21 protein-coding genes are annotated in these 21,538 nt (G+C 70.8%); 11 read left to right on the forward strand and 10 right to left on the reverse strand.

The annotated features are described in order from the left end of the window. The first annotated feature begins 178 nt into the window (after window positions 1–178). Window positions 179–1,984 (forward strand): serine/threonine-protein kinase, encoded by a 1,806-nt coding sequence (locus FB388_RS05615; RefSeq protein WP_170225478.1) that lies wholly within the window; start codon window positions 179–181, stop codon window positions 1,982–1,984. Between the two features lie 405 nt (window positions 1,985–2,389). On the opposite strand, the gene FB388_RS39220 is transcribed toward FB388_RS05615, so the two are convergent. Continuing rightward, entirely contained in the window at window positions 2,390–2,653 is a 264-nt protein-coding gene (locus FB388_RS39220) for a hypothetical protein (RefSeq protein ID WP_170225479.1), read from the reverse strand. A 279-nt stretch (window positions 2,654–2,932) separates the two neighbouring features. Between FB388_RS39220 and FB388_RS39225 the strand changes: the two genes are divergently transcribed. After that, window positions 2,933–4,039 (forward strand): winged helix DNA-binding domain-containing protein, encoded by a 1,107-nt coding sequence (locus FB388_RS39225; protein WP_170225480.1) that lies wholly within the window; start codon window positions 2,933–2,935, stop codon window positions 4,037–4,039. Window positions 4,040–4,141: 102 nt separating this feature from the next. Beyond that, window positions 4,142–5,137 (forward strand): ABC transporter substrate-binding protein, encoded by a 996-nt coding sequence (locus FB388_RS05625; protein ID WP_142097832.1) that lies wholly within the window; start codon window positions 4,142–4,144, stop codon window positions 5,135–5,137. A 63-nt stretch (window positions 5,138–5,200) separates the two neighbouring features. Here FB388_RS05625 and FB388_RS39230 read toward each other — a convergent pair whose 3' ends face one another. From FB388_RS39230 to FB388_RS05660, 8 genes are all read right to left on the reverse strand, one after another. Then, window positions 5,201–5,359 (reverse strand): hypothetical protein, encoded by a 159-nt coding sequence (locus FB388_RS39230; protein WP_170225481.1) that lies wholly within the window; start codon window positions 5,357–5,359, stop codon window positions 5,201–5,203. A gap of 42 nt (window positions 5,360–5,401) precedes the next feature. After that, entirely contained in the window at window positions 5,402–6,082 is a 681-nt protein-coding gene (locus FB388_RS05630) for a type 1 glutamine amidotransferase domain-containing protein (RefSeq protein WP_142097834.1), read from the reverse strand. 79 nt (window positions 6,083–6,161) lie between these two features. Next, window positions 6,162–6,758 carry a TetR/AcrR family transcriptional regulator gene (locus FB388_RS05635; RefSeq protein WP_142097836.1) on the reverse strand — a complete coding sequence of 199 codons (597 nt, stop codon included), beginning with the start codon at window positions 6,756–6,758 and terminating at the stop codon, window positions 6,162–6,164. Window positions 6,759–6,838: 80 nt separating this feature from the next. Beyond that, entirely contained in the window at window positions 6,839–8,293 is a 1,455-nt protein-coding gene (locus tag FB388_RS05640; RefSeq protein ID WP_142097838.1) for an MFS transporter, read from the reverse strand. Between the two features lie 129 nt (window positions 8,294–8,422). Further along, window positions 8,423–9,160 carry a DUF3159 domain-containing protein gene (locus FB388_RS05645; protein ID WP_142097840.1) on the reverse strand — a complete coding sequence of 246 codons (738 nt, stop codon included), beginning with the start codon at window positions 9,158–9,160 and terminating at the stop codon, window positions 8,423–8,425. Window positions 9,161–9,353: 193 nt separating this feature from the next. After that, window positions 9,354–10,607, reverse strand: coding sequence for an NAD(P)/FAD-dependent oxidoreductase (locus FB388_RS05650; protein WP_246121650.1), 1,254 nt, complete (start codon window positions 10,605–10,607; stop codon window positions 9,354–9,356). Beyond that, window positions 10,604–10,798, reverse strand: coding sequence for a ferredoxin (locus FB388_RS05655; RefSeq protein ID WP_342787879.1), 195 nt, complete (start codon window positions 10,796–10,798; stop codon window positions 10,604–10,606). The genes FB388_RS05650 and FB388_RS05655 overlap by 4 nt, the downstream gene beginning before the upstream one ends. Then, the gene (locus FB388_RS05660) at window positions 10,795–11,994 is read right to left on the reverse strand and encodes a cytochrome P450 (protein ID WP_142097842.1); all 1,200 of its coding nucleotides are present in this window, start codon (window positions 11,992–11,994) and stop codon (window positions 10,795–10,797) included. The genes FB388_RS05655 and FB388_RS05660 overlap by 4 nt, the downstream gene beginning before the upstream one ends. A gap of 398 nt (window positions 11,995–12,392) precedes the next feature. Here FB388_RS05660 and FB388_RS39235 point away from each other — a divergent pair, with 398 nt between their 5' ends. The 5 genes from FB388_RS39235 to FB388_RS05685 all read left to right on the forward strand — a co-directional run bounded on the left by FB388_RS39235 (window position 12,393) and on the right by FB388_RS05685 (window position 16,366). Further along, window positions 12,393–12,851, forward strand: coding sequence for a MarR family winged helix-turn-helix transcriptional regulator (locus tag FB388_RS39235; protein WP_211361780.1), 459 nt, complete (start codon window positions 12,393–12,395; stop codon window positions 12,849–12,851). Between the two features lie 122 nt (window positions 12,852–12,973). After that, window positions 12,974–13,885, forward strand: coding sequence for a VOC family protein (locus FB388_RS05670; protein WP_170225484.1), 912 nt, complete (start codon window positions 12,974–12,976; stop codon window positions 13,883–13,885). Next, on the forward strand, window positions 13,882–14,958 hold the full coding sequence (locus FB388_RS05675) for a quinone oxidoreductase family protein (RefSeq protein WP_170225485.1): 1,077 nt from the start codon (window positions 13,882–13,884) through the stop codon (window positions 14,956–14,958). Before FB388_RS05670 ends, FB388_RS05675 begins: the two co-directional genes overlap by 4 nt. Window positions 14,959–14,981: 23 nt before the next feature. Continuing rightward, window positions 14,982–15,470: a MarR family winged helix-turn-helix transcriptional regulator gene (locus tag FB388_RS05680; RefSeq protein ID WP_170225486.1), complete on the forward strand. Its 489-nt coding sequence runs from the start codon at window positions 14,982–14,984 to the stop codon at window positions 15,468–15,470. Continuing rightward, window positions 15,467–16,366 (forward strand): fumarylacetoacetate hydrolase family protein, encoded by a 900-nt coding sequence (locus FB388_RS05685; protein WP_142097851.1) that lies wholly within the window; start codon window positions 15,467–15,469, stop codon window positions 16,364–16,366. The genes FB388_RS05680 and FB388_RS05685 overlap by 4 nt, the downstream gene beginning before the upstream one ends. A 253-nt stretch (window positions 16,367–16,619) precedes the next feature. Here the strand turns inward: FB388_RS05685 and FB388_RS05695 are convergent, their stop codons facing one another. After that, window positions 16,620–17,297, reverse strand: a complete 678-nt coding sequence (locus tag FB388_RS05695; RefSeq protein ID WP_142097854.1) for a winged helix-turn-helix transcriptional regulator — start codon at window positions 17,295–17,297, stop codon at window positions 16,620–16,622. A 126-nt stretch (window positions 17,298–17,423) separates the two neighbouring features. Here FB388_RS05695 and FB388_RS05700 point away from each other — a divergent pair, with 126 nt between their 5' ends. From FB388_RS05700 to FB388_RS05710, 3 genes are all read left to right on the forward strand, one after another. Continuing rightward, window positions 17,424–18,083, forward strand: a complete 660-nt coding sequence (locus FB388_RS05700; protein ID WP_142097856.1) for a DUF899 domain-containing protein — start codon at window positions 17,424–17,426, stop codon at window positions 18,081–18,083. 67 nt (window positions 18,084–18,150) lie between these two features. Continuing rightward, window positions 18,151–19,593 carry a DHA2 family efflux MFS transporter permease subunit gene (locus FB388_RS05705; protein ID WP_246121652.1) on the forward strand — a complete coding sequence of 481 codons (1,443 nt, stop codon included), beginning with the start codon at window positions 18,151–18,153 and terminating at the stop codon, window positions 19,591–19,593. A gap of 152 nt (window positions 19,594–19,745) precedes the next feature. Continuing rightward, complete coding sequence (locus FB388_RS05710; RefSeq protein WP_142097858.1) at window positions 19,746–21,338, forward strand: MFS transporter; 1,593 nt, start codon at window positions 19,746–19,748, stop codon at window positions 21,336–21,338. The last annotated feature ends 200 nt before the right edge of the window (window positions 21,339–21,538 follow it).

A 21,538-nucleotide genomic window follows, 5' to 3' on the forward strand; every position in this document is an offset into this window, starting at 1 on the left:
GCGGCCGGCGATGCCCTCCGCGGCGACGCGGCGCAACCGTCGGCCGCCGGCCGCATACTGCTGGGCTCAGCTCTGGGCGAGCTTCAGGTGCCGGTGGCATACGGTCGATCGAAGCGGCCCAGCGCCGTGGAGGTGGGGGCGTCCCGGACGCACGAGGTGGAGTGGGGGGTTCGGTTCGGTGCGGGAGCTGCGGGCTGGCGAACCGCTGGCCATCGGCCGCTACCGGATCGTCGGGGTGATCGGCGCCGGCGGCATGGGCCGGGTGTTCCTCGGTGTGAGTCCCGACGGGCGGCTCGCCGCGATCAAGCAGGTCCTGTCCACCTTCGCGGAGGACCCGCAGTTCCGGCAGCGGTTCGCCCAGGAGATCTCGGCCTCCAGGAAGGTGTCGGGCGCGTTCACCGCCGCCCTGATGGACGCCGACCCCCACGCCGAGGCCCCCTGGCTCGCATCGGTGTTCGTCCCCGCCCCTGCCCTCGACACCGTCATCAGGACCCACGGGCCCCTGCCCGAGTCGGCGTTGTGGCGGCTCACCGTCGGCCTCGCGATCGCCCTGCAGGAGATCCACCGGGTCGGGCTCATCCACCGCGACTTCAAACCCGGCAACGTCCTGCTCACCGACGACGGCCCGCGAGTCATCGACTTCGGCATCGCCCACGCCGTCAACGACACCGCACAACGGCTCACCCAGACAGGCGCCGTCGTCGGGTCCCCCGCGTACCTGTCCCCCGAACAGATCGACAACCGGCCTCTGACCCCCGCCAGCGACGTCTTCGCCCTCGGCGCCATCCTCACCTACAGCGCCACGGGCTACAGCGCCTTCGGCGACGGCCCGGTGCCCGCGCTGATCTACCGCATCGCCACTGCCGAACCCGACCTCACCGGCGTCCCACCCGATCTTCGGCCGATGATCGCCGCCTGCCTCGACAAGGACCCCACCCGCCGGCCCACGACACAACAGCTGCTGCACCACATCGGCCCGCTCGACCCCGCCGGTGACTGGCTCCCCGCCCCCGTCCACCACATGATCTACAGCCGCGCAGAGGAAGCACGGCGCCTCAGCCGCACCCCCACCCGCACCCACCCCGGGATGTCCACCGACCCGGGCAACTACCCGGGGGCGACGCCGGACACCGGCACCCCGACGGTTCTTCCCGGCTCGTACACGCCGACGCCCACTACCGGCAGGTCGGCTCGTGTACCCGAGCAGGCCGCACCGCCGGCGGGACGGCCGCGCCGTGCCCGGATCGCTGCCACGGTCGGGGCCGCGATCGGGGCGGCCGCCGCCTTGACCGCCGCACTCACCCTCTGGCCTGCCGAAACCGACCCGGAGGATGCGGCCGCGTTCGTGAGCGCGATCACCCCCACGGGCCCACCCGCGGGGTTCCGCGTCGACGACGACTCCAACACCCCCGAAATCGACGGGGCACCCGGCGACCCACTCCAGATCGACCGATCACGCTCCTACTTCGGATGCGACGTCGAGGCCGACCCGCCGCTGCCGGCCGAAGCCGGCGTGCTCGCCGCCACCAACTCCCGGTATCGCGAAGACGTCGGCCCACAACCCGACCGCTTCCGCGATTCCGTCTTCTACACGGTTGCCTACCTCGACGCTCCCCACCACGACACCATCATGAGCCAGATCCGCAGCCGCATCGGCGACTGCCGCACCGAGGTCCCCGTCGGCTTCACCACCGTCCGCTTCAGCAACAACACGTTGTCCGGAGCCGACGAGCACGTCGGCTACATCGCCAACCTCCCTCCCACCACCAACTTCGCCCAGTTCCCTCCCCAGGTCGGCTCCTGCGAGTTCGCCCGCGTCGACGCCATCGTCGTCCGCGCCTGCGCCCTGGTCAGCAACGAGCGGGTCAACATCCTCCCCGGCTTCGACTCCACGGACGCCGAAGACAACCGCCTCCGCTCCACGACCCGCGCACTCCTCGAACCCCTCATCGACGAAGCCCGCCGGCAACAAGCCGACGAGTGAGGTCCGAACCGCCCGGAGCGTGGTCGAGAAGATCAACCCGAGGCGTGGAGGGTGCGCGATCGGGTAGCGCGGCAGCGCTGGTCAAGACGGTGTCGCGCACCTCCTCGTCGAGCGAGACGAGCAGGGCCCGCGGGTGGCGCCGGTCGGCCGCGCGGAGTGTCCGGCAGCAGTCGGCGAGGCTGCGTTCCCAATGCTGCGGGTCGAGCTGCGGTTGCGGGCGGTCCGCGGAACCCGGACCGGCGCCGCTCGCCCCGTCCTTCTACCTGGGGGCCGGCGCGGCCGTGAGCCTGGTGGTGCTGCTCACGGCTGTGCGGGAGACAGGGGCGCAACCGCTCGCCCGGTGAGCAGGCGCACGGCGCCAGGCCCTCGCCGCTTCCCCGGTCTCGCGCCGCGAATCCTGCGTCGTTACCGGCGCTCCCTTTGCACGTCATCGATGGCGGTGCACAGCAGGCAGGGTGGTCCGTCGGGCGCGACCATCGGGCCCGGCGCGATGGCCTGCCCGCAGATCGCCCGGACCAGGCCGCCGGGCCGCGAGGAGGCCGCCGCGAGTTCGACGTCGGGCACCTCGTGCGCGTGGTGGTCGATGGTGCAAGTCACCGTCACGGTCGCCGGCGGTATGTGGAGTCGGGTCTCGGACGAACGGGGGCTCGGTTCGTCGGTGACGGTCATGAGATCCACAGTGTGCGATCACGGCGTGCAGATGCAAGGCGAGGATGCAAGAACGCCCGGGATGAGCAGTGGCCGGTCGACGCCGTCACCGCTCGCACACGCCGGATCACCACATGGCCCAACCACGGATTCACGAGATGTCACATCGTGTCGGTGGCCAGATCTACACTCCCGCCCCGAACCGTTGGGGAGAGTCCGCATGACCATCGACCGGCTCGCCGGCGTCCGGGACCGCGAGGATCGGCCGACCGACCGAACCCAGCCCGCCGGGGGGCAGCGGTGACGCCCGACAGGCTCGAGTTGGCCCACCGCCGCACCGGCGCCGTTGGCCTGGGTGGCGCGCAGCCGGCCCCGTTCGCCGACGCCGCCGATGTGGTCGGCTGGTTCGGTGGGTTGCAGTCTCAGGACTACCACGTGGCGAAGTGGGCGCTCGCCCTGCGGCTCGGCCCCGGCGTCACCGACGCAGACCTCGATCGCGCATTCGACGACGGCGTCATCCTGCGCACGCACGTGCTACGCCCGACGTGGCACTTCGTGGCCCCGGGCGACCTGCGCTGGCTGCTGGAACTCACGGCACCGCGGATCCATGCGCTCAACACGTATGCCTACCGGCTGGGGGAGCTCGACGGTCCGCTGCTGCGCCGCACCACGGACCTGATCGCCGACGCCGTCGCCGACGGGAACCACCTCACTCGCACCGAGATCGCGGCGTTGCTCGCCCGCCATGGCATCACCGCGGCGGGGTTCCGGCTCGGCTACATCCTCATCCACGCCGAACTGGAGCGGATGATCTGCAGCGGCCCGCTGCGGGGGAAGCAGCACACGTACGCGCTGCTGGAGGAGCGGGTCCCGCGGGCGGCGAGCCTGGAGCGCGATGCGGCGCTGGCCGAGCTGGTCCGCCGGTTCTTCACCAGCCATGGTCCGGCGACGACGAAGGACCTGGCGTGGTGGTCCAGCCTCACGCGTGCCGACATCGCCACCGGGCTGTCGCTCGCCGGCGACGCACTGGAGAGCACCGACGTCGACGGCAGCACCTTCTGGTCCGCGCCGGGAAACGCCCGCACGCCGGCCCCGTCCCCATCGGTGCGGTTGCTGCAGGCCTACGACGAGTACATCGTCGGCTACACCCAGAGCAGGTACCTGCTCGACCTCGGCGACCTGGCGCCCGTGGCATCGGGCAAGGCCGCACTGCCGAACGGTGGCATCGTGGTCGACACACAGGTGGCCGGCCGCTGGAAGCGTACGGTCCGGGCCGGCACCGTCGTGCTCGATGCGGTGCTGTGCCGGCCGTTCGACGCCGCCGAGACCGCCGCGCTGCACGCTGCAGCGGATGAGCTGGGGATGTTCCTGGGCGTACGCGCTGTCGTCTCGGCGAGCGTGCTGTGAGCCCGGGCCCGCCGGACGACGTGTCGCGATCCCTGCGGACCGCCCGGGTCGCCGCGTCAGCCGGTGACATCCTCCGCTCGGCAGCATGGTTAGCCTGCCCTCATGAAACCGAGGTGGCTCTCTCTCGTCGCAGGCCTGAGTGCGCTTTTCCTGCTCGCCGCCTGTGGTGGCGGGAGTGCGACGGCGCCGAGCACGTCGAGCCAGCAGCCGGACGCGGATGCCGCCTTCCCGGTCACCGTCGTCACCAAGTTCGGCGATGTCACCGTCGATGCGCCGCCGACGCGGGTCGTCGCCATGGGGTGGGGTGACGCCGAGACCGCTCTCGCGCTCGGCGTGCAACCCGTCGGTGCGGCCGATTGGCTCGACTTCGGCGGCGAGGGCGTCGGTCCGTGGGCAGCCGGGCGCTACACGGCACCTCCGGAGATCATCGGCACCCTCGAACCCTCGTACGAGCAGGTGGCCGCCTTGCGACCGGATCTCATCCTGGACACGAAGAGTTCCGGTGACGAGCAGCGATACGACTTGCTGTCCCGGATCGCTCCGACGATCGCGCTTCCGCCGGGCGCCGAGAACTACAAGACGACCCTTACCGACCAGGTCACGATGGTCGCCGCCGCGCTCGGCGTCCCGGAGCGGGGGGCGGAGCTGATCGCCGATGTCGAGGGGCGGTTCGCGGCCGCTGCGGCCGCGCATCCGGAGTTCGCCGGTAGAACGGTCACCGTCGCGGCGCGATCCGGAACGGGTTGGGGCGCGTACGCATCCAGCACCGAACGCGTGGAGTTCATGACGCGGCTCGGCTTCGTCCCGAACCCGCGGATCGAGTCACTGCCCGAAGTGCGGTTCTCCCACCCGGTGTCCGAGGAGCAGCTCTCCGTGCTCGACGCCGACCTGCTGGTCGTCTTCCCGATCCAGCGGACGGCGGCCGAGGTCAACGCCACGCCGCTGTTCGCCGCGATCCCGGCCGTTCGAGCAGGCCGCGTCATCGTGTTCGACGACCCGGACGTGCAGAAGGCCTACTCCACGAACTCGGTGCTGTCGATCCAGTTCGCACTCGACGCCGTCGTGCCGCTGATCGCCGAGCGGCTGTCGAGCGAGTAGGCAGCGATACCGGGCGGATCGGCAGGTCGAGAAGCACGAGCGTCCGCGCCGGTCCGGCCCGGACTACGCGGTGCAGTGCGAACCGTTCCGGGAGACGCTGGCTGCCGTACCGGCCGCGTCGACCAGGACCTGATCGACGCGGCCGAGCAGCCGACCGACGTCGCTGCCACCGACCAGCCCGACGCTGCGGGCGTCGTCGGTGTTCACCTCGAGGATGTCCATACCGGGGTCATCCGGGTGCGGAGCATCTCCTCGAGCGGGCGCTCACGCTCCGAGCTTCGCGATCAGGGCGTCGGCGGCCGGGGCCGAGGACGCCGGGTTCTGGCCCGTGATGAGCAGGCCGTCCTGGACCACGTACGGCGCCCAGTCGGCACCCTTGGAGTACTCGCCGCCGAGCTTGGTCAGTTCGTCCTCGACCAGGAACGGGACGACGTCGACGAGCTCGACCGCGGCCTCCTCGGTGTTGGCGAAGCCGGTGACCTCCTTGCCCGCCACGAGCGGGCTGCCGTCCTCGTTGGTGGTGTGGCGCAGCACGCCCGGGGCGTGGCACACCAGCGCGACCGGCTTCCCGGAGCGCAGCGTGGTCTCGATGAGACGCACGGAGCTCTGGTCCTCTGCGAGGTCCCACAGGGGACCGTGGCCGCCGGGGTAGAAGACCGTGTCGTAGTCGGCGGCCGAGACCGAGTCCAGGCGCACCGTGTTCGCCAGTGCCGCAGTCGCCTCGGCGTCGGCCTCGAAACGGCGGGTGTCGTCGGTCTGGAACTCGGGCTGGTTGCTCTTCGGGTCCAGCGGCGGCCGGCCGCCCTTTGGCGAGGCCAGGGTGATCTCGTAGCCGGCCCCCTTGAAGCGGTAGTAGGGCGCAGCGAGCTCCTCCAGCCAGAACCCGGTCTTCTTGCCGGTGTCGCCGAGCTCCTCGTGCGAGGTGAGGACGATGAGGACCTTCATGTGCTTCTCCTTGAGTAGACCGGTCGACTAGGAATGCTGGAGATGAGCCCGCGCTGCCGGTCGGAGCGCGGGACGACTGTTACCAGTGGCGCTGCACGCCCAGGAGGCGCGCGGTGAGGGTGAGAGCGTTGTCCAGGGGGGTGGGGTCGCGGTGGATCTTGGCCATCACGCTGGCTCCGAGCCACATGTCGTAGAGCGTCTCAGCGGTGGCGCGGGCGTCCCCCTCCACGGACAGCGACCCGTCCGCGGTGCCGGCCTCGATCATCCGCTGCAGGCGGTCGACGATCTCGGTCGTGCCCTCCTTCAACGCGATCCGCATCGGCTCGGAGAGGTCGGCGACCTCGGCGCCGAGCTTGACCGCGAGGCACTTGCCCTGGCAGTCCTCGAGGCTCTGGGTTTCGCGCCAGCCCTCCCAGTAGGCCATGAGCCGGTCCGCGGCCGGGGTGTCCGGGCGGGCGAAGACCGCGTCCATCTCCGCCAGGTAGTCGGCGAAGTAGCCCCGCATCATGGCCTCGCCGAACGCGTCCTTGGAGCTGAACCAGTGGTAGAACGAGCCCTTCGGGACCCCGGCCGCGCCGAGCACCTCGTTGATGCCGACCGCCGCCCAGCCCTTGTGGGCCATGATGCGCTGAGCGGCATCGAGGATGGCCTGGCGAGTGTCGACGGCGGCGGGCATGGCCCGACCATAGCACGATTAGACCGGTCGTCTACTTGTGTCCTCGATCGCTGCGAGACCGACCACGAGCCCAAAGCCCGTCACAACGGGCTGGAGCCGAGCCCGCTCTGGCGCAGTGCCGGCGCGGGACCGGCAGGGGGAGCGGTGCAACGGCGTGGGATGAAGGCCGCGAGCAGCAGCGCGAGGAGCGCGGCGGCTGCGCCGATGAGGAGGACGGTGACGAACGCGGTTCGGGACGGAACGGTCTCGTTGCCCACCGTTGTCGTCATCGTCGCCAGGAGCAGGCCGGCCATCGCACTGGCGATGGAGGTGCCCAGGCACCGGCAGAGGTTGTTGAGGCTGTTGGCCGACGCGGTCTGGGTGACGGGGACTGCGCCCATGATCAGTGAGGGCATCGCGGCGTAGCCCAGGCCGATCCCGGAACCGACCACGCCGGCGCTGAGGAGCAGGTGCCAGATCTGGGAGTGGAACAGGGCCGAGAAGCCGTAGCCGGAGGCGATGACCAGCGCTCCGACCATGAGCGTCGTGCGTGGGCCTTGTGCTGCGGTGAGGCGCGCCGACACCGGCGACATGGCCATCATGCACAGGCCGCCGGGAGCTTGGAGGAGCCCCGCGACGACGATCGGTTCGCCGAACCCGTATCCGGTGGTCGTCGGCAGCTGTAGCAGCTGGCTGAGCACCAGGGAGCTGGTCAGCATCGCGTAGCCGAAGACGATCGAGGTGGTGTTGGTGAGCAGCACCTGAGCGCGTCGGCTGACGTGCAGGTCGATCAACGGTTGGGGGGTGCGCAGCTCCCACCGGCCGAACGTCACGACCAGCACGGCGGCGGCCACGTACAGGCCCACGACCACGGGGCTCCCCCAGCCCCGAGCGCCGCCCTCTGAGATCGCGAGCAGGAGGCAGACCAACATGCCCGCGAGCAGTAGCGCGCCCACGAGGTCGAACCGCCCACCTGTGCGCTGCTTCGACTCGGGGACGGTGAGGAGCACGAGGACCACCGACAGGGCGCCCAGGCCGGCGGCGGCCCAGAACAGCACGCGCCAGTTCGCGTACTGCGCAAGCAGCGCCGACAGCGGCAGCCCCAGCGACCCGCCGACACCCAGCGAGGTGCTCATCAGCGCGGTAGCCGTGACCAGGCGCTGCGGGTGCAGCTGGTCGCGCATCAGGCTGATACCCAATGACACCACGGCCGCGCCCATGCCCTGCATGGCGCGGCCCACCACCAGCCAGGCCAGCGAGGTGCTCAGCGCCGCCGTCACCGAGCCGGCGACGAGCATCCCCAGACAGACCAGCAGCATTCGGCGCTTTCCCCACATGTCGGCCAGGCGTCCGAAGGTCGGGATGGACACCGCGCCGGCGAGGAGCGTGGCCGTGATGGCCCACGAGGTGTCGGCGGGAGACGCGTCGAGGAGCCGAGGCAGCTGGGGGAGCAGGAGGATGACGGAGGTCTGCTGCAATGACACGGTGATTCCCGCGAGGGTCAGCACCGCGACGAGGACCCTCGGCGACGGTGCTGGGTTCGCAGCGTTTGTCACGGCAGCTCTCCAGGTGGGATGGAGCGATCTGCTGGACGGAGCGGCGCCGGCGGCCGGCGCAGGCCGGTCAGCGCTCGACGTTGCCGGTGAGGTTCCCTGGCGCGGTGGGCGACCCGGTCGACTCACTCCCTAGCGTCGGCCGTCGCCCGGAACCTCCGGTGCGTGGTCCGGCCGCTTGATCAGCTGCTTGCTGCTGTGCCGGAAGGCCCAGAACCCGACCACTGCGACCAGTGCGGACAGCGGGGTGCCCATCGCGATGCGGGCGATGCCCAGTCCGCTGGTGCTGTCGGCGAGGTAGAGCCACTGCTGGATGACGAACCGGGAGCCCAGCACGGCGGCGGCGGCCAGTGTGGCGAGGCTGTGTGCGCGCATCACCGACCGGTCGGATCGCCATCGGTACTTGCCCGCGTGCAGGAAGTTCCAGATGATCCCGCTCACCGGCCAGCGGATCAGCACCGAGACGACGGCTATGACGAAGCCGGCGAAATAGGCCCAGATCCCGAGCAGGAAGTAGTTCTTCGCCGACCCGGTCAGGCCAACGATCGTGGCGGCGACCGCGACACCGACCAGGCCTGCGGCCGCCGAGGTCCATCGCTCGCCGCGGATGATGCGGATCGCGGTCAGTGCCCCTCCGACCGAGACGGCGATGCCGAGCGTTGCCACCAGTGGGAGGAACAGGTTGGCCGTCACGAACACGACGATCGGGATGGTCGAGTAGATGAACCCCCTTCGTCCGCCCATCCGGTCCAGCACCACCTGCTCCCGGGTGCGGGCGGGTTCCGGGGACGCGGATGCGGCAGGCGTGGGTTTCTCCTGGTCGATCGGGTCCTGGTTCCGGTTCTGATCCGGGTGCTGCTGTTCGGTCATGCTCGATCTTTCCTCACAGAGACTGGGCGGCCGTCAGATCGGAAGAGTCGCCCGCAACGACGTGCGGGTTGGCGTGCCGGTCACGGACGGCGTCGTGTGGGAACGAGCTCGAGCTCGTGGTGCTCGACGCTGCGTCACGGCGGTGCCGAGGCGGCGGGTGCTCGCGACCGAAGACGGCTTTGCGGCCTCCGAGCTACTGCGGTCCGCGGCTGCGCGGACGGGCGGCCACCGTCCGGGAGAACGCGAGTGCCTCCTCGAAGGTGGCGCCCTGGGCGATGAGCCTCCGGTACTTCATGATGTGGCGCCGGCCGTTGAGGGTCAGCGCACCGGTCAGCTTGTCGCATTCGCGGTAGAGAGCCACGAAGTGGTCGCCGGCCAGGTCGCCGGAGACCACCTCGTGCTGATCCCGGGCGGCGAGTCCCACGAACTGGATGCGGGAGCCGTACCAGTCGGACCAGAAGTAGGGGACCGTCGTGTAGGGCTCGGCGGCGGTGGTGGGTGAAATCGCGTTGCGGGCCGCGCGGACTCCCTGCTCGGCGGCGTTCGACCAGTGCTCCACCCGCATCATCCGGTCGAACTGCGGGTTGTTCCATCGGGCGACGTCACCCGCGGCGTAGACGCCAGGGGCGCTGGTCTGCAGGAACTCGTCGCACACCACTCCGTCGTCGAGCTCCAGACCACTACCGGCGAGCCAGTCGGTGCACGGCACCGCGCCGACGCCCACCACGACGAGGTCGGCCTCGACCATGGTTCCGTCCGCCAGGTGTACGCGCTCGACGGCGCCGGTTCCTTCGAGCCCGGTCACCGGCCGCCCGCAGATGAGGGTGGCGCCGTTCCGCTCGTGGAGGCCGGCCAGCGCGGAGCCGAGGTCTGGGCCGATGGCGCGGACCAGGGGTGTGGGCCGGGCTTCGACGACCGTGGCGTCGAGGCCGCGCCTGCGGGCCGCCGAGGCGACCTCGGAGCCGATGAAGCCGGCTCCGATGACGACGGTGCGCGCGCCGTCGTCGAGTGCGAGCCGGATCGCCTTGGCGTCGTCGAGATCGCGCAGGACGTGTACCCCGGACAGGTGGCCGGTGCCCGGCAGCTCGCGGGCGGCGGCACCGGTGGCGATGACCAGCGCGTCGTAGGGAACGTCCGCATCACCGGCCCGCACTGTGCGGGCGTCGAGGTCCAAGCCCGTGGCCGGTGCGCCCAGCAGCACCTCTGCCTCGAAGTCCTCGACGAGCTCGGCGCGGCCGTGGAGGACAACCGGTTCGGGTGCGTGATCGGGGCGGAGGAACTCCTTGGAAAGGGGCGGCCGATCGTACGGCGGATGGGGTTCGGCTCCGATCAAGGTGACCCGGCCCTCGAAGCCGGCCTTGCGCGCCGCCTCGACGGCGCGCACGCCCGCGAGGGAGGCCCCGACCGCGACCAGGCAGCGGATCTCCTCGGCTGACACCGCGATCACGGCTCCAGCCGCAACGCCAGCGTCGGGCAGCCCTCGACCGCCTCGGCCACCTCTGCTGCTACGCCGTGGGGAACCAGCTGGGACAGCAGGACGAGCCCGCCGTCGTCGTCCACTTCGAACACGGTGGGGGCGATGGCCTCGCAGATCCCGATCCCGGTGCATCTGGCCCGGTCGACGACGATCTTCATCATCGAGCCGTCCTCGTGGTCGCGGCTCCCAGTCGGACGTGCATGCGCCGGATCCCGGGCACCATGGTCGAGCGCATGCGCAGTACCTCGCCCGCGAGCTCGATCCGGGTGAAGCGGGCGAGGAGTTCCTCGAAGAAGACCCGGGCCTCGAGTCGTGCCAGTGACAGCCCGAGGCAGGCGTGCTGACCGGTGCCGAAAGCCAGGTGCGGGTTGGGCCTGCGGGTGATGTCGAACTCCTCGGCGTCGTCGCCGAAGATCGCCTCGTCACGGTTGGCGGCGCCGTAGAGCAGGACGACCGGCTGGTCCTTCTTGATGACCTTGTCGCGAAGGGGGACGTCCTCGGTCGCCCAGCGGGTCATGTGTGTGACCGGGGAGATGAAGCGCAGCATCTCCTCGACGGCGCTGGGGATCAGGCTGCGGTCGTCGATGAGCTTCTGCAGCTGGTCGGGGTGGTCGATCAGCGTGAGCGTGCCCATGGAGATCAGGTTGCGGGTGGTCTCGTTGCCGGCGACCAGCAGCAGGTGCAGGAATGCCATGACCTCGTCGTGGGACAGGCGCTCCCCGTCGACCTCGGCGTCCATCAGGATCGAGATCAGGTCGTTGGTGCGCACTTCATCGCGCAGGTCGATCAGGTTCTGGAAGTACGTGGTGAGGATGCCGAGCGCCTCCCGTGATGTCAGGGTGATGTCGGGGTCGGCTGAGCCGACCGACGCGTCGGACCAGGCGCGGAACTGCTCCCAGTCCTGGTGCGGAGCGCCGAGCAGGTCGGCGATGATCCGGGTCGGGATCGGTGCGACGATGCCCTCGGCGTAGTCCAGCTCCACGCCCGGTTCGGCGCGGTCGAGGGCGCCGCGGACTATCTCGCGGATGCCGGGCTCCATCGCGTTGATGTGCCGCGGGGTGAAGCCCTTCGAGATGATCCTGCGCATCGCCTGGTGACGGGGTGGGTCGGTCGTGATCAGCATCGGACGCACCTCGTCGGTATCGATGTTCGGACCCGGCATCAGCACTCCCCGCGCGGAGGAGAACAGGTGTGGCCGGGAGGCGATCCACTTGATGTCCTCGTAGCGCGTGATCCCCCAGAAGCCGCCGTTGGCGTCGGTCCAGTGCACCGGCGAGTTCTTGCGCAGCTCCCGGTAGACCGGTGCCGGCTCACCGATGAAGAAGTCGGGCAGGTGGATCGGCGGGTTCAGATCCATGCGGCAGATCCCTTCCAGTGGCGGTTCGGGCGGTGCGCAGTTCGTGGCGCGTGGGGGACGAGCGGGAGCGTCGCCGGAATATGCGGCAAGCTACACGTAAATTGAGTGGCGTGCTACACGTAATCCCGCATCGTGGGCACGGCGCGTCGCTCGCGCGGGTGCCGGGTCGGCCGTCCCCGTCCAGCGGGTTCGGTCGCAGGCGGCCGGCTGACGGACATCAGGCCCGAGTACGCGTAGGTTCGCGGAGTGGTGCGAGAAGCCGCGTTCGCGGAGTCGGCCTGACGACCGCGCATCAACGGCGAACGAGCTGCCCCATACTTCCGCCGGGACGCGCGAGACAGGAGCAGGGCAGGGCGATGGTGGGACGACAGCGGCTCGAGGATCGGATCCTGGATGCGATGGCGGTTCTGCTGCATACGACCGAGGGCTACCTCGACGAGCTCGCCGCCACCTTCTCCGACGGCCTGCGCCGCGGCACGATCGCGCCGCTGATGCTGCTGTACCGCGTCGGCCCCTTGCGGGTGTCGGAGCTGGCCGAGGCTCTGGGTCTGGATCGCACGACCGTGACGCGCCACCTCGACGAGCTGGAGCCTCGCGGTCTGGTCGTCCGGCGGCCGGACGAGCGTGACCGTCGTGCTCTGGTCGTGAGCCTCACGCCCGCGGCCGTGGAGCACCTGGACGCGATGCGGATCAGGAACCGGCAACGCATCAGGCAGATCTGCGCCGACTGGACGCCGGAGGAGCGGGAGATGTTCGGGCGCCTGTTGCCCAGGTTCGCTCAGGAGAGCGCGCCGATCTTCAGCGGTTCGTCCACCACACGGGTCTCTGCGGCCAGGCGACCGGTCGCCGGTCGCTGAACGGCGCGGTGCGCTGAGCGACACGGGCCGTGCCGGTGCCGTCCATCGAAGTCCTCTTGTCAAGCGGCTTATAAACTGCTTTATACTCTGACACATCCGCTCGGATGCATCGAGGGGGATCGATGAGGGACGGGCTCGGCATCACCCACCTGAGAAGCATCGACATCTCGGCGGAGCAGCCGGCAGCGCTCCTGCCGTTCTACGAGGAGACCTGGGGCCTGGAGCGGGTGGAGGACCTGCCCGGCACCGCCGCGGAGGGAACCATCGCGCTCCGGGCCCGCGGCCCGGAGCACCACGTGCTGCGGCTGGTCGCGGGCGACCCGCACCAGCTCGTCCGCATCGCCCTCGGAGCCCGCGACGCCGCGGCGGTGGATGCCGTCGCGGAGCGGGTGCGGGCGAGCGGCGCGCAACTCCTCGCGGGCCCGGCCCGTCGGCCCGGCGGGGAGTACGCCGTCGAGTTCACCGATCCGGAGGGACGGCGCATCGAGGTGAGCGCGGACGTGCCGGAGCGTCCGGATCCCGCCTCGCGCGACTTCGGGCCGGACCGGCTCAGCCACGTCGTCCTCAACACGGTTGACCTCGCCGCGTCGAAGGCGTTCTTCGTCGACGTACTGGGGTTCGCGGTCTCCGACACATACGAGAACGACCAGATGGTGTTCCTGCGCTGCAACCCGGTGCACCACTGCATCGTGCTGGCGCCGGGGGAGTGGACCTCGCTCAACCACGTCGCGTTCGAGGTCCGGGACACCGACGAGGTGATGCGGGCGTTGGGCCGGATGCGCAGGGCCGGCGTCGACACGATCTGGGGGCCGGGCCGGCACGGCCCGGGTGGCAACGTCTTCTGCTACTTCCTCGACCCGGTGGGCAACGTGATCGAGTACACCGCCGAGCTGATCGAGGTCGACAGCGGCTGGATGCCGCAGGAATGGGCGCGCACCCAGGAGAACGCCGACGTGTGGGGCACCTCGGGAGGGATCACCCCGGAGGTCGTGCGGGCGATGGCGAACCCGCCCGGGTCCGAGCGGCCCCGATGAGGGCGATCGTGATCGAGCGGTTCGGCGGACCCGAGGTGCTGCGTGCCGCGGAGCTCGCCGACCCGGAGCCCGGTCCGGGTGAGGTGCGGGTGGCGGTCGAGGCGGTGGCCGTCGCCCGGACCAAGGACGTGGCCGCCCGCGCGGGCAGACCGCCGTTCGCGCCGTCCATCACCGCCTTCCCGCACGTGCTCGGCACCGAGCACGCGGGTGTCGTCGACGCCGTCGGACCGGGGGTCGACGACCGTCTGGTCGGCTCCCGGGTCGCAGTGTCGGCGGTGCTGACCTGCGGGAACTGCCGCGCCTGCGGGCAGGGCCGGGAAGAGGCCTGTGCCGGGTTCCGGCTGGTGGGTGTGCACCGGCCCGGCAGCTACGCCCAGTTCTGCGTGGTTCCGGAGGCCAACGTGCAGCCCGTGCCCGAGGACGTGTCGCTGGCCGCGGCCGCCTCGCTCGCGGCCAACGGCGGGGTGGCCGCGGCCCAGCTGGACGCCGGCCGGGTCGGTCCCGGGTCCACGGTGCTCGTCCTGGGAGCGGCCGGCTCGCTGGGCTCCACCCTCGCCGCGCTGGCGGCGTTCCGCGGGGCACGCGTGATCGGCGTCGACCGCCTCGGGCGGGATCCCGACCGGCTGGCCGGGCTCCCGCTGGCGGCGATGATCGACGGCGACCGGCCGGACCTGGCCGAGGCGCTGCGAACCGACGTGGACGGGGTCGGCGACGTTGACGGCATCGACTGCGTGGTGGACAACCTCGGCATCACCGAGCTGTGGAACGCCTACCTGCCCGCACTGGCGCCGATGGGCACGATCGTCATGTCCGGGGCCATCAGCCACGACCCGGTGCCCGTCCCGCTGCTGACGTTCTACCTGCGCAGCCAGTCGCTGATCGGGGTGCGGACCGGCAACCGGGCCCAGCGCGCCGCGCTGTGGGCGGACGTGGCGAACGGGTTCCGGCCGCCGGCAAGCCACCTGCAGCTGCTCGGGTGGGACCGCGCGGCGGAGGCGCACGCCGCGGTCGAGCGGGGGGAGGCCCACGGCCAGATCGTGCTGCGGGTCGACGCGGGCGGAGGATCGCTGTGAGCGGAGCCATGGGATGGTCGGGCATGCCCGAGCAGCAGCCCGACGGTCACGGGATCGTGGAGCCATCGACCCGGATCGCCTACCTCGTACGGATGTTGGCGAACGCGCTGAACCAGCAGGTCGAGCAGGCACTCCGGCCGGTGGGGCTGACGCAGGCCCAGCTCGCCGCACTGGGGCAGCTCGCGATCTGCGCCGAGGGCTGGTTGTCCGGGGCCGAGCTTGGACGGCGGGCGGGGATCACGGCGCAGGGGATGTCCACGGCGCTGGCCGGGCTCCAGAGCCGCGGCCTCGTGGAGCGCGGGCCGCATCCCAGCCGGGGCCGGGTGATCCGCGTGTGGATCACCGAGGACGGCCGCCGCCTGCTCGAACGCGCCCAGCGCCTCACCGCGCCGGTGGACATGAGGGCGACGGCGCTGCTCTCCGTCGACGAACAGCGCCAACTGCGGGAGTTCCTACTGCGCGCGATGGCTGGTGTCGGCGTGCAGGCGCCGGGTACGGAGGAGACCGCATGAACGGCGGCTGGAGCCTGGTCACCTACCGGCAGGGGAGCCGGGCCGGAGCCGGGGTGCTGCACGAGGGCCGCGTCCGGGCCCCCGTCGTGCTCGACGGCGTCGACGGGGTCCTGCCGGTGGTCGAGCGGTGGGCCGAGTTCGAGGCGGAGCTGCGTGAGATCGACCCGTTCGACGCACCTGCCGTCGAGGGTGCGGTCCTCGACCTGCCGCTGCGGCACCCGCGCAAGATCCTCTGCTCCGGGCCCAACTACAGCGACCACCTGGCCGAGATGGGGGAGTCCTTCGGCGCGCAGTGGCGGCCCTACTTCTTCTTCAAGCCGCCGACGACCGCGCTGGTCGCCGACGGCGAGCCGATCCTCGTCGGCGGTGACCCGGACGACCGGGTCGACTGGGAGGGCGAGCTCGCGGCGGTCGTCGGCGTCGGAGGCCGCGACATCGCCGTGGGCGCGGCGCTCGCGCACGTCGCCGGATACACGGTCGTCAACGACATCTCGCTGCGCGGACCGCACCGCCGGGAGGACGCGCCCGCCCCGTTCGTCTGGGACTGGGTCGCGTCCAAGGGAGCCGACACCTCGCTGCCGATGGCGTCCGGGATCGTGCCGCACTGGCAGGTGCCGGACCCGCAGCAGCTCTGCGTGCGGACCACCGTGAACGGCGAGGTCATGCAGTCCGCCTCGACAGCCCTGATGATCTGCAGCGTCGCCGAGCTGATTGCTGCCGCGAGCGCGCTGACGACACTCGAGCCGGGCGACGTCATCGCGACGGGCACACCCGCGGGAGTCGGGGCCGGTCGCGGGGTGTTCCTGCACCCCGGCGACGTCGTCGAGGTCGAGATCGAGAGCATCGGCCGGGTGCGGAACCCGGTCCTGGCCCGCCACGCTGCTTCGCGCCGCTGACCTCCGCCATTCCGGGTCGGCGGCGCAACCCCGTCGGGATCGTCCGCTGATCGGTGCGCGAGCTGCAGCAGGTCGAACGCGATCAACGCGATCAGGGCAACCGCGACCACCATCGCTACCGGCGAACACCTCAGGGGCGCGGCCGGCCAGCATGGCTATTGCCATCCCGCCCAGATAGCCGGAGGTCGTGATGGCCGGGGTGTTGAAGTCGCCGTGCGCGTGGCAGCGGGTCGTCGCGAACGGTTTCCCGGTGCTACACGCTTGGATGCGCGTGCGCGGAGACGTCGCTGCGCCACAAGGCCGCGAGCAGGGCTCGGCAGGCGTTCGTGTCCCCTTCCAGTCGCACGCGCCCGGCTGCGACGGCGGCGTCGACCTCGACTTCTCCTGCCATCAACGCATCCAGGGTGGCGGCGTCGGTGTCGATGACCGGGCCGGTGGGGTCGGGCGCGTTGCCACGCGCGACCTGCACGTCCTCGCCGATCGAGATGGTGAAACTCTCTCGACCCAGCCGGACCTCGAAGGTGCCCCCGCCCGGAGCGAACGCAGCGGCGTCCAGCGTGCCGAGCATCGACAGCATCAGCGAGTCCGTGCCCATCTCGCCTTCGGGGCGGGGCACGGGGGACCGTGAGCCCCACAGGCCGAGCGCCAGGACGATCGGCTTCAGGTCCGCGCCCCATTCGGTCAGCTCGTAGACCCGGGCCGCCGCAGGTGGCGGCAGCGTGCGCTTGCGCACCACGCCGGCCTCCTGCAGGTCGTTGAGACGGGTCGTGAGCACGTTCGGCGGCACGCCGGTGAGGCCGACCTGGAGGTCGGTGAACCGTTTCGGGCCCAACAGCAGGTCCCGGACGATCAGCAACGCCCAGCGCTCGCCCACCAGGTCCAGCGCATGGGCCACGCCGCACGGGTCGCCGTAGCTGCGTTTCGTCGGCACGCGGCCAGTGTAGCTCGCTCCTCCCTAATCAGAAGTTTCTACTACGTGAAATGAAGTAGCTGCTACGGTCTTGGAAGTGCGCGCCGCAGTGGCGTGCGACTGACGGACCTGAAGCAGGGAGCGCTCATGGAGCTGCCACCGATCGTCTCCGCCCAGGAATGGGCCAGCGCCCGGGAGGAGCTGCTGGTCGAGGAGAAGAAGATGACCCGCGCCATCGACGCCCTCGCCGCGCGCCGCCGCAGGCTGCCGGTGGTCGAGTTCGACAAGCAGTACGCGTTCGAGGGCACCGACGGTAGGAAGAGCCTTGCCGGGCTGTTCGACGGGCGCCGCCAGCTCATCGTCTACCACTTCATGATGGAGGCGGGTTCGGACCACCGCTGCCCCGGCTGCTCGGCGGTGGCCGACAGCACGCCCCACCTGGCGCATCTGCACGCCCGCGACACCACGTACGTGATGACCTCGCCGGCGCCGGTCTCCCAGTTCGAGCCGTACCGCGTCCGCATGGGCTGGGAAATCCCCTGGTACTCCACGGCGGGCAGCGACTTCGACGCCGACTGCGGCATCGACGGCGGTGCCGGACTCAGCGTTTTCGTGCGCTCGGACGAGAACCGCGTGTTCCGCAGCTACTCCACCGCCGCACGGGGGACCGATCACCTCCGCAACGACCTCGCCCTGCTGGACCTGACGCCCTACGGCCGGCAGGAGACGTGGGAGGACTCACCCGAAGGCTGGCCGCAGACCCCGGCCTACCAGTGGTGGCGCCTGCACGACCAGTACGACCGCTGACGGACGTGATCGAGAACGGAGTCGCAATGACGTGCAGTGCGTCCGACTGTGGCCGGGGGGTCGAGCCGTGAGAGGCGAGAACACGAGTACGGAACGGCCGGTGCGTCCCGGCTGGACGCTGGTGCTGGTCGCGGTGTGCGCGTTCCTCACCTCGCTCGACGTGATGGTCGTGGTCACCGCGATCCCGACCATCCGGCAGGACCTCGACGCCGGCCTCGCGGACCTCGAGTGGACCATCAACGCCTACAACCTGGCCTTCGGCTGCCTGATGCTGACCGGTGCGGCGCTCGGCGACCGCTTCGGCCGGATGAAGGTCTACGTGCTGGGGCTGGCGGTGTTCACCGCCGCTTCGGCGATGGCCGCGCTCGCCCCGACGGTCGGCGTCCTGATCCTCTCCCGCGTCCTGCAGGGGGTGGCAGCCGGCGTGGCGATCCCGGTGAGTCTGACCCTGCTGTCCAACGCCTACCCGCCCGAGAAGCGCGGCATGGCGATGGGCATCTGGGGAAGCGTCTCGGGCCTGGCCGTTGCGGCCGGCCCCGTGGTCGGTGGCCTGATCACCCAGGGCCTGTCATGGCACTGGATCTTCTGGCTCAACGTCCCGATCGGCCTGGCCGCGACCGTTCTGTCGGCGAAACTGCTGCGGGAGAGCTACGGCCCGCGTCCCGAGCTGGATCTCGTCGGCCTGGCGCTCGTGTCGATCGGCCTGTTCGGTCTGGTGTGGGCCGCCGTGCGGCAGCCCGTCCTGGGATGGGGCGACCCGGAGGTCCTGCTGTCGATCGTCGGCGGCCTTGTCCTGCTGGTGGCGTTCGTGCTCTGGGAGAAGCGCGTGACGCACGCGATGCTGCCGATGGCCTACTTCCGCAGCCGCGGCTTCACCATCGCCAACGTCTCGGCCTTCTTCCAGCACTTCGCTCTGATCGGCGCGCTGTTCATGCTGGCGCAGATGTTCCAGGAGGGCCTCGGCAACGACCCGATGGGCACCGGCCTGCGCCTGCTCGCGTGGACGGCGATGCCACTGCTGGTAGCCCCGATCGCCGGTAATTTCGCCGACAGACTGGGCAACCGGCCGTTCATGGTCGCCGGCTTGCTGCTCCAGGGCGTCGGCCTCGCGTGGATCGCCGCGGTCGCACAACCAGACACCGGATACGGCTCGTTCATCGTGCCGTTGATCCTCGGCGGGGTCGGTATCGCGATGTGCCTCCCCACGACGATCAACCTGGTCTTCGCCTCCGTCCCGCAGAACGATGTCGGGGTCGCGTCCGGGGTGAACAGCGCGGTCCGCGAGATCGGCGGGGTGTTCGGCGTCGTGTCCCTCGGCGCGGCGTTCGCCACGTACGGCCACTACGGCGACCCCGCGGCAGCCATGGGCGGCTTCCGAGCGGCACTCGTCGTGGGCGCGATCGCCTCGATGGTCGGCATGGTCGCCGCACTCTTCGCACCGGGCAAGACACAGCCCGGCCCGCACACCGCGCCGATGGCAGCACCGGTCGGCCTGGACACGCTCGAATAGCACCACGAGACCTGCGGGGCCGACCGCGGGCGAGGGCCCCTTCGCCGTCTACGAGGTCGACCCGGTCGCCGTGTTCGGCTTCCCGACCAGCGACAAGTTCGCGCCCACCCGCTGGCGCTTCTGAGGACGGCAACCGCCGGAGAGGGATGACCATGGACACCACACCGACGACCGCGCCCGGCGCTCGCGCCGGGCGCAGGGAGTGGCTGGGACTGGCCGTGCTGGCCCTGCCCACCATCCTGTTGGCACTCGACTTCAGCGTCCTGTTCCTCGCACTGCCCCACCTGAGCGCCGACCTGGCGCCCGACGGCGCGCAGCAGCTGTGGATCATGGACGTCTACGGATTCATGATCGCCGGGTTCCTCGTCACCATGGGCACCCTCGGCGACCGCGTCGGCAGGCGGAAGCTGCTGATGATCGGCGCCGTCGCCTTCGCCGGAGCGTCGGTGCTGGCCGCCTACTCGACCTCGGCCGAGATGCTGATCGCCACCCGGGCGCTGCTCGGCATCGCGGGCGCGACGCTCATGCCGTCCACGCTGTCGCTCATCACCACGATGTTCACCGACGGCAGGCAGCGCGCCGCGGCGATCGGTGTGTGGATGGCGTGCTTCATGGGCGGCACGGCCGTCGGCCCGGTGGTCGGCGGCGTGCTGTTGCAGTGGTTCTGGTGGGGCTCGGTGTTCCTGATGGGCGTGCCCGTCATGATCCTGCTGCTGGTGACCGCGCCGGTGCTGCTGCCCGAGCACCGCGACCCCACCGGCGGCAAGCTCGACCTGGCCAGCGTCGCGCTGTCGCTGGCAGCGATCCTGCCGGTCATCTTCGGTCTCAAGGAGATCGCCAAGGATGGGTTCGCCATCGTGCCGCTCGTGGCCGTCGTTGCCGGTGTCGTGTTCGGCGTGCTGTTCGTGCGCAGGCAGCGCACGCTCACCAACCCGCTGATGGAGGTGTCGCTGTTCGCCGACCGCGCCTTCAGCGGCGCGCTCGGCGTCATGCTGCTCGGTGTCCTCACCGTCGGCGGAAGCACGCTGCTGTTCGCCACGTACTTGCAGGACGTGCAAGGCATGTCGCCACTGGCGGCCGGGCTGTGGATGCTGCCGCACACCGCGGCGCAGATGATCGGTGTGGTGCTGGCGACGATGCTGGTCCGCACGATCCGGCCGGCCTACCTGATCGCGGGCGGACTGGTGATCACGGTCGTCGGATTCCTGATCGTCTCCCAGGTGAGCGCCACGGGCGGGATCACGCTCGCCGTGGTCGGCTTGTCGATCGCGTTCTTCGGCGGGGCGCCGATCGCCGGCCTGGGCGTCGACCTGATCGTGTCGTCCGCGCCGAGCGAGAAGGCGGGCTCGGCTTCGTCGATCTCCGAGACCAACATCGAGTTCGGCATGGCCCTCGGCGTCGCGGTGATGGGCAGCATCGGCGCGGCCGTCTACCGGAACCAGATGGCGGAAACCTCGGTGCCCGCGGACGCGGCCGAGGCGGGCGACACCTTGACTGGCGCAACCACCACGGCTGCCGACCTGCCCGGTGAGGCAGGCGCGTCGCTGCTCGCCGCGGCTCGGGAGGCGTTCACGTCCGGGTTCGGCACGGCAGCCGCCGTGTGCGCCGGCATCGCCGCGGTCGTCGCCGTGCTGGCGGTGACCCTTCTCCGCCACATCCCGGCCGCCGGCGCCGCCGAGGCGGACACCGCTGAGTCCGGTGTGGAGGAGGCCACCGCCGAGAAGGCGACCATCACCAGGGAGTAGGAGCGCACCGACGTTGTCGGGATCTTTCCCGGCCGAGACGCCCTCGAGCTGCGTGACCCGGCGCCGGTGGCCCGGATGGCTCCGGTGATATCGGCGGCATCGCCACGACGTGCACGACGAGCCGTAACGGCCGCCCACGGCCCTGTGCCATCGCCCGGTCGTGGAACTCGCCTCATCCCGATTGTCGATGAGGCACGAGG

This window comes from Pseudonocardia cypriaca, from assembly GCF_006717045.1.
In the GTDB taxonomy this organism is placed as follows: Bacteria; Actinomycetota; Actinomycetes; order Mycobacteriales; family Pseudonocardiaceae; genus Pseudonocardia; species Pseudonocardia cypriaca.

What these genes read in the sequence shown, in the direction of transcription:
- FB388_RS05625 (WP_142097832.1), top strand. Translation starts at nt 4,142, where the DNA reads ATGAAACCGAGGTGGCTCTCTCTCGTCGCAGGCCTGAGTGCGCTTTTC.
- FB388_RS39230 (WP_170225481.1), bottom strand. Translation starts at nt 5,359, where the DNA reads ATGGACATCCTCGAGGTGAACACCGACGACGCCCGCAGCGTCGGGCTG.
- FB388_RS05685 (WP_142097851.1), top strand. Translation starts at nt 15,467, where the DNA reads ATGAACGGCGGCTGGAGCCTGGTCACCTACCGGCAGGGGAGCCGGGCC.
- FB388_RS05655 (WP_342787879.1), bottom strand. Translation starts at nt 10,798, where the DNA reads ATGATGAAGATCGTCGTCGACCGGGCCAGATGCACCGGGATCGGGATC.
- FB388_RS05670 (WP_170225484.1), top strand. Translation starts at nt 12,974, where the DNA reads ATGAGGGACGGGCTCGGCATCACCCACCTGAGAAGCATCGACATCTCG.
- FB388_RS05660 (WP_142097842.1), bottom strand. Translation starts at nt 11,994, where the DNA reads ATGGATCTGAACCCGCCGATCCACCTGCCCGACTTCTTCATCGGTGAG.
- FB388_RS05680 (WP_170225486.1), top strand. Translation starts at nt 14,982, where the DNA reads ATGCCCGAGCAGCAGCCCGACGGTCACGGGATCGTGGAGCCATCGACC.
- FB388_RS05630 (WP_142097834.1), bottom strand. Translation starts at nt 6,082, where the DNA reads ATGAAGGTCCTCATCGTCCTCACCTCGCACGAGGAGCTCGGCGACACC.
- FB388_RS05645 (WP_142097840.1), bottom strand. Translation starts at nt 9,160, where the DNA reads ATGACCGAACAGCAGCACCCGGATCAGAACCGGAACCAGGACCCGATC.
- FB388_RS05635 (WP_142097836.1), bottom strand. Translation starts at nt 6,758, where the DNA reads ATGCCCGCCGCCGTCGACACTCGCCAGGCCATCCTCGATGCCGCTCAG.
- FB388_RS39235 (WP_211361780.1), top strand. Translation starts at nt 12,393, where the DNA reads ATGGCGGTTCTGCTGCATACGACCGAGGGCTACCTCGACGAGCTCGCC.
- FB388_RS39220 (WP_170225479.1), bottom strand. Translation starts at nt 2,653, where the DNA reads ATGACCGTCACCGACGAACCGAGCCCCCGTTCGTCCGAGACCCGACTC.
- FB388_RS05675 (WP_170225485.1), top strand. Translation starts at nt 13,882, where the DNA reads ATGAGGGCGATCGTGATCGAGCGGTTCGGCGGACCCGAGGTGCTGCGT.
- FB388_RS05710 (WP_142097858.1), top strand. Translation starts at nt 19,746, where the DNA reads ATGGACACCACACCGACGACCGCGCCCGGCGCTCGCGCCGGGCGCAGG.
- FB388_RS05700 (WP_142097856.1), top strand. Translation starts at nt 17,424, where the DNA reads ATGGAGCTGCCACCGATCGTCTCCGCCCAGGAATGGGCCAGCGCCCGG.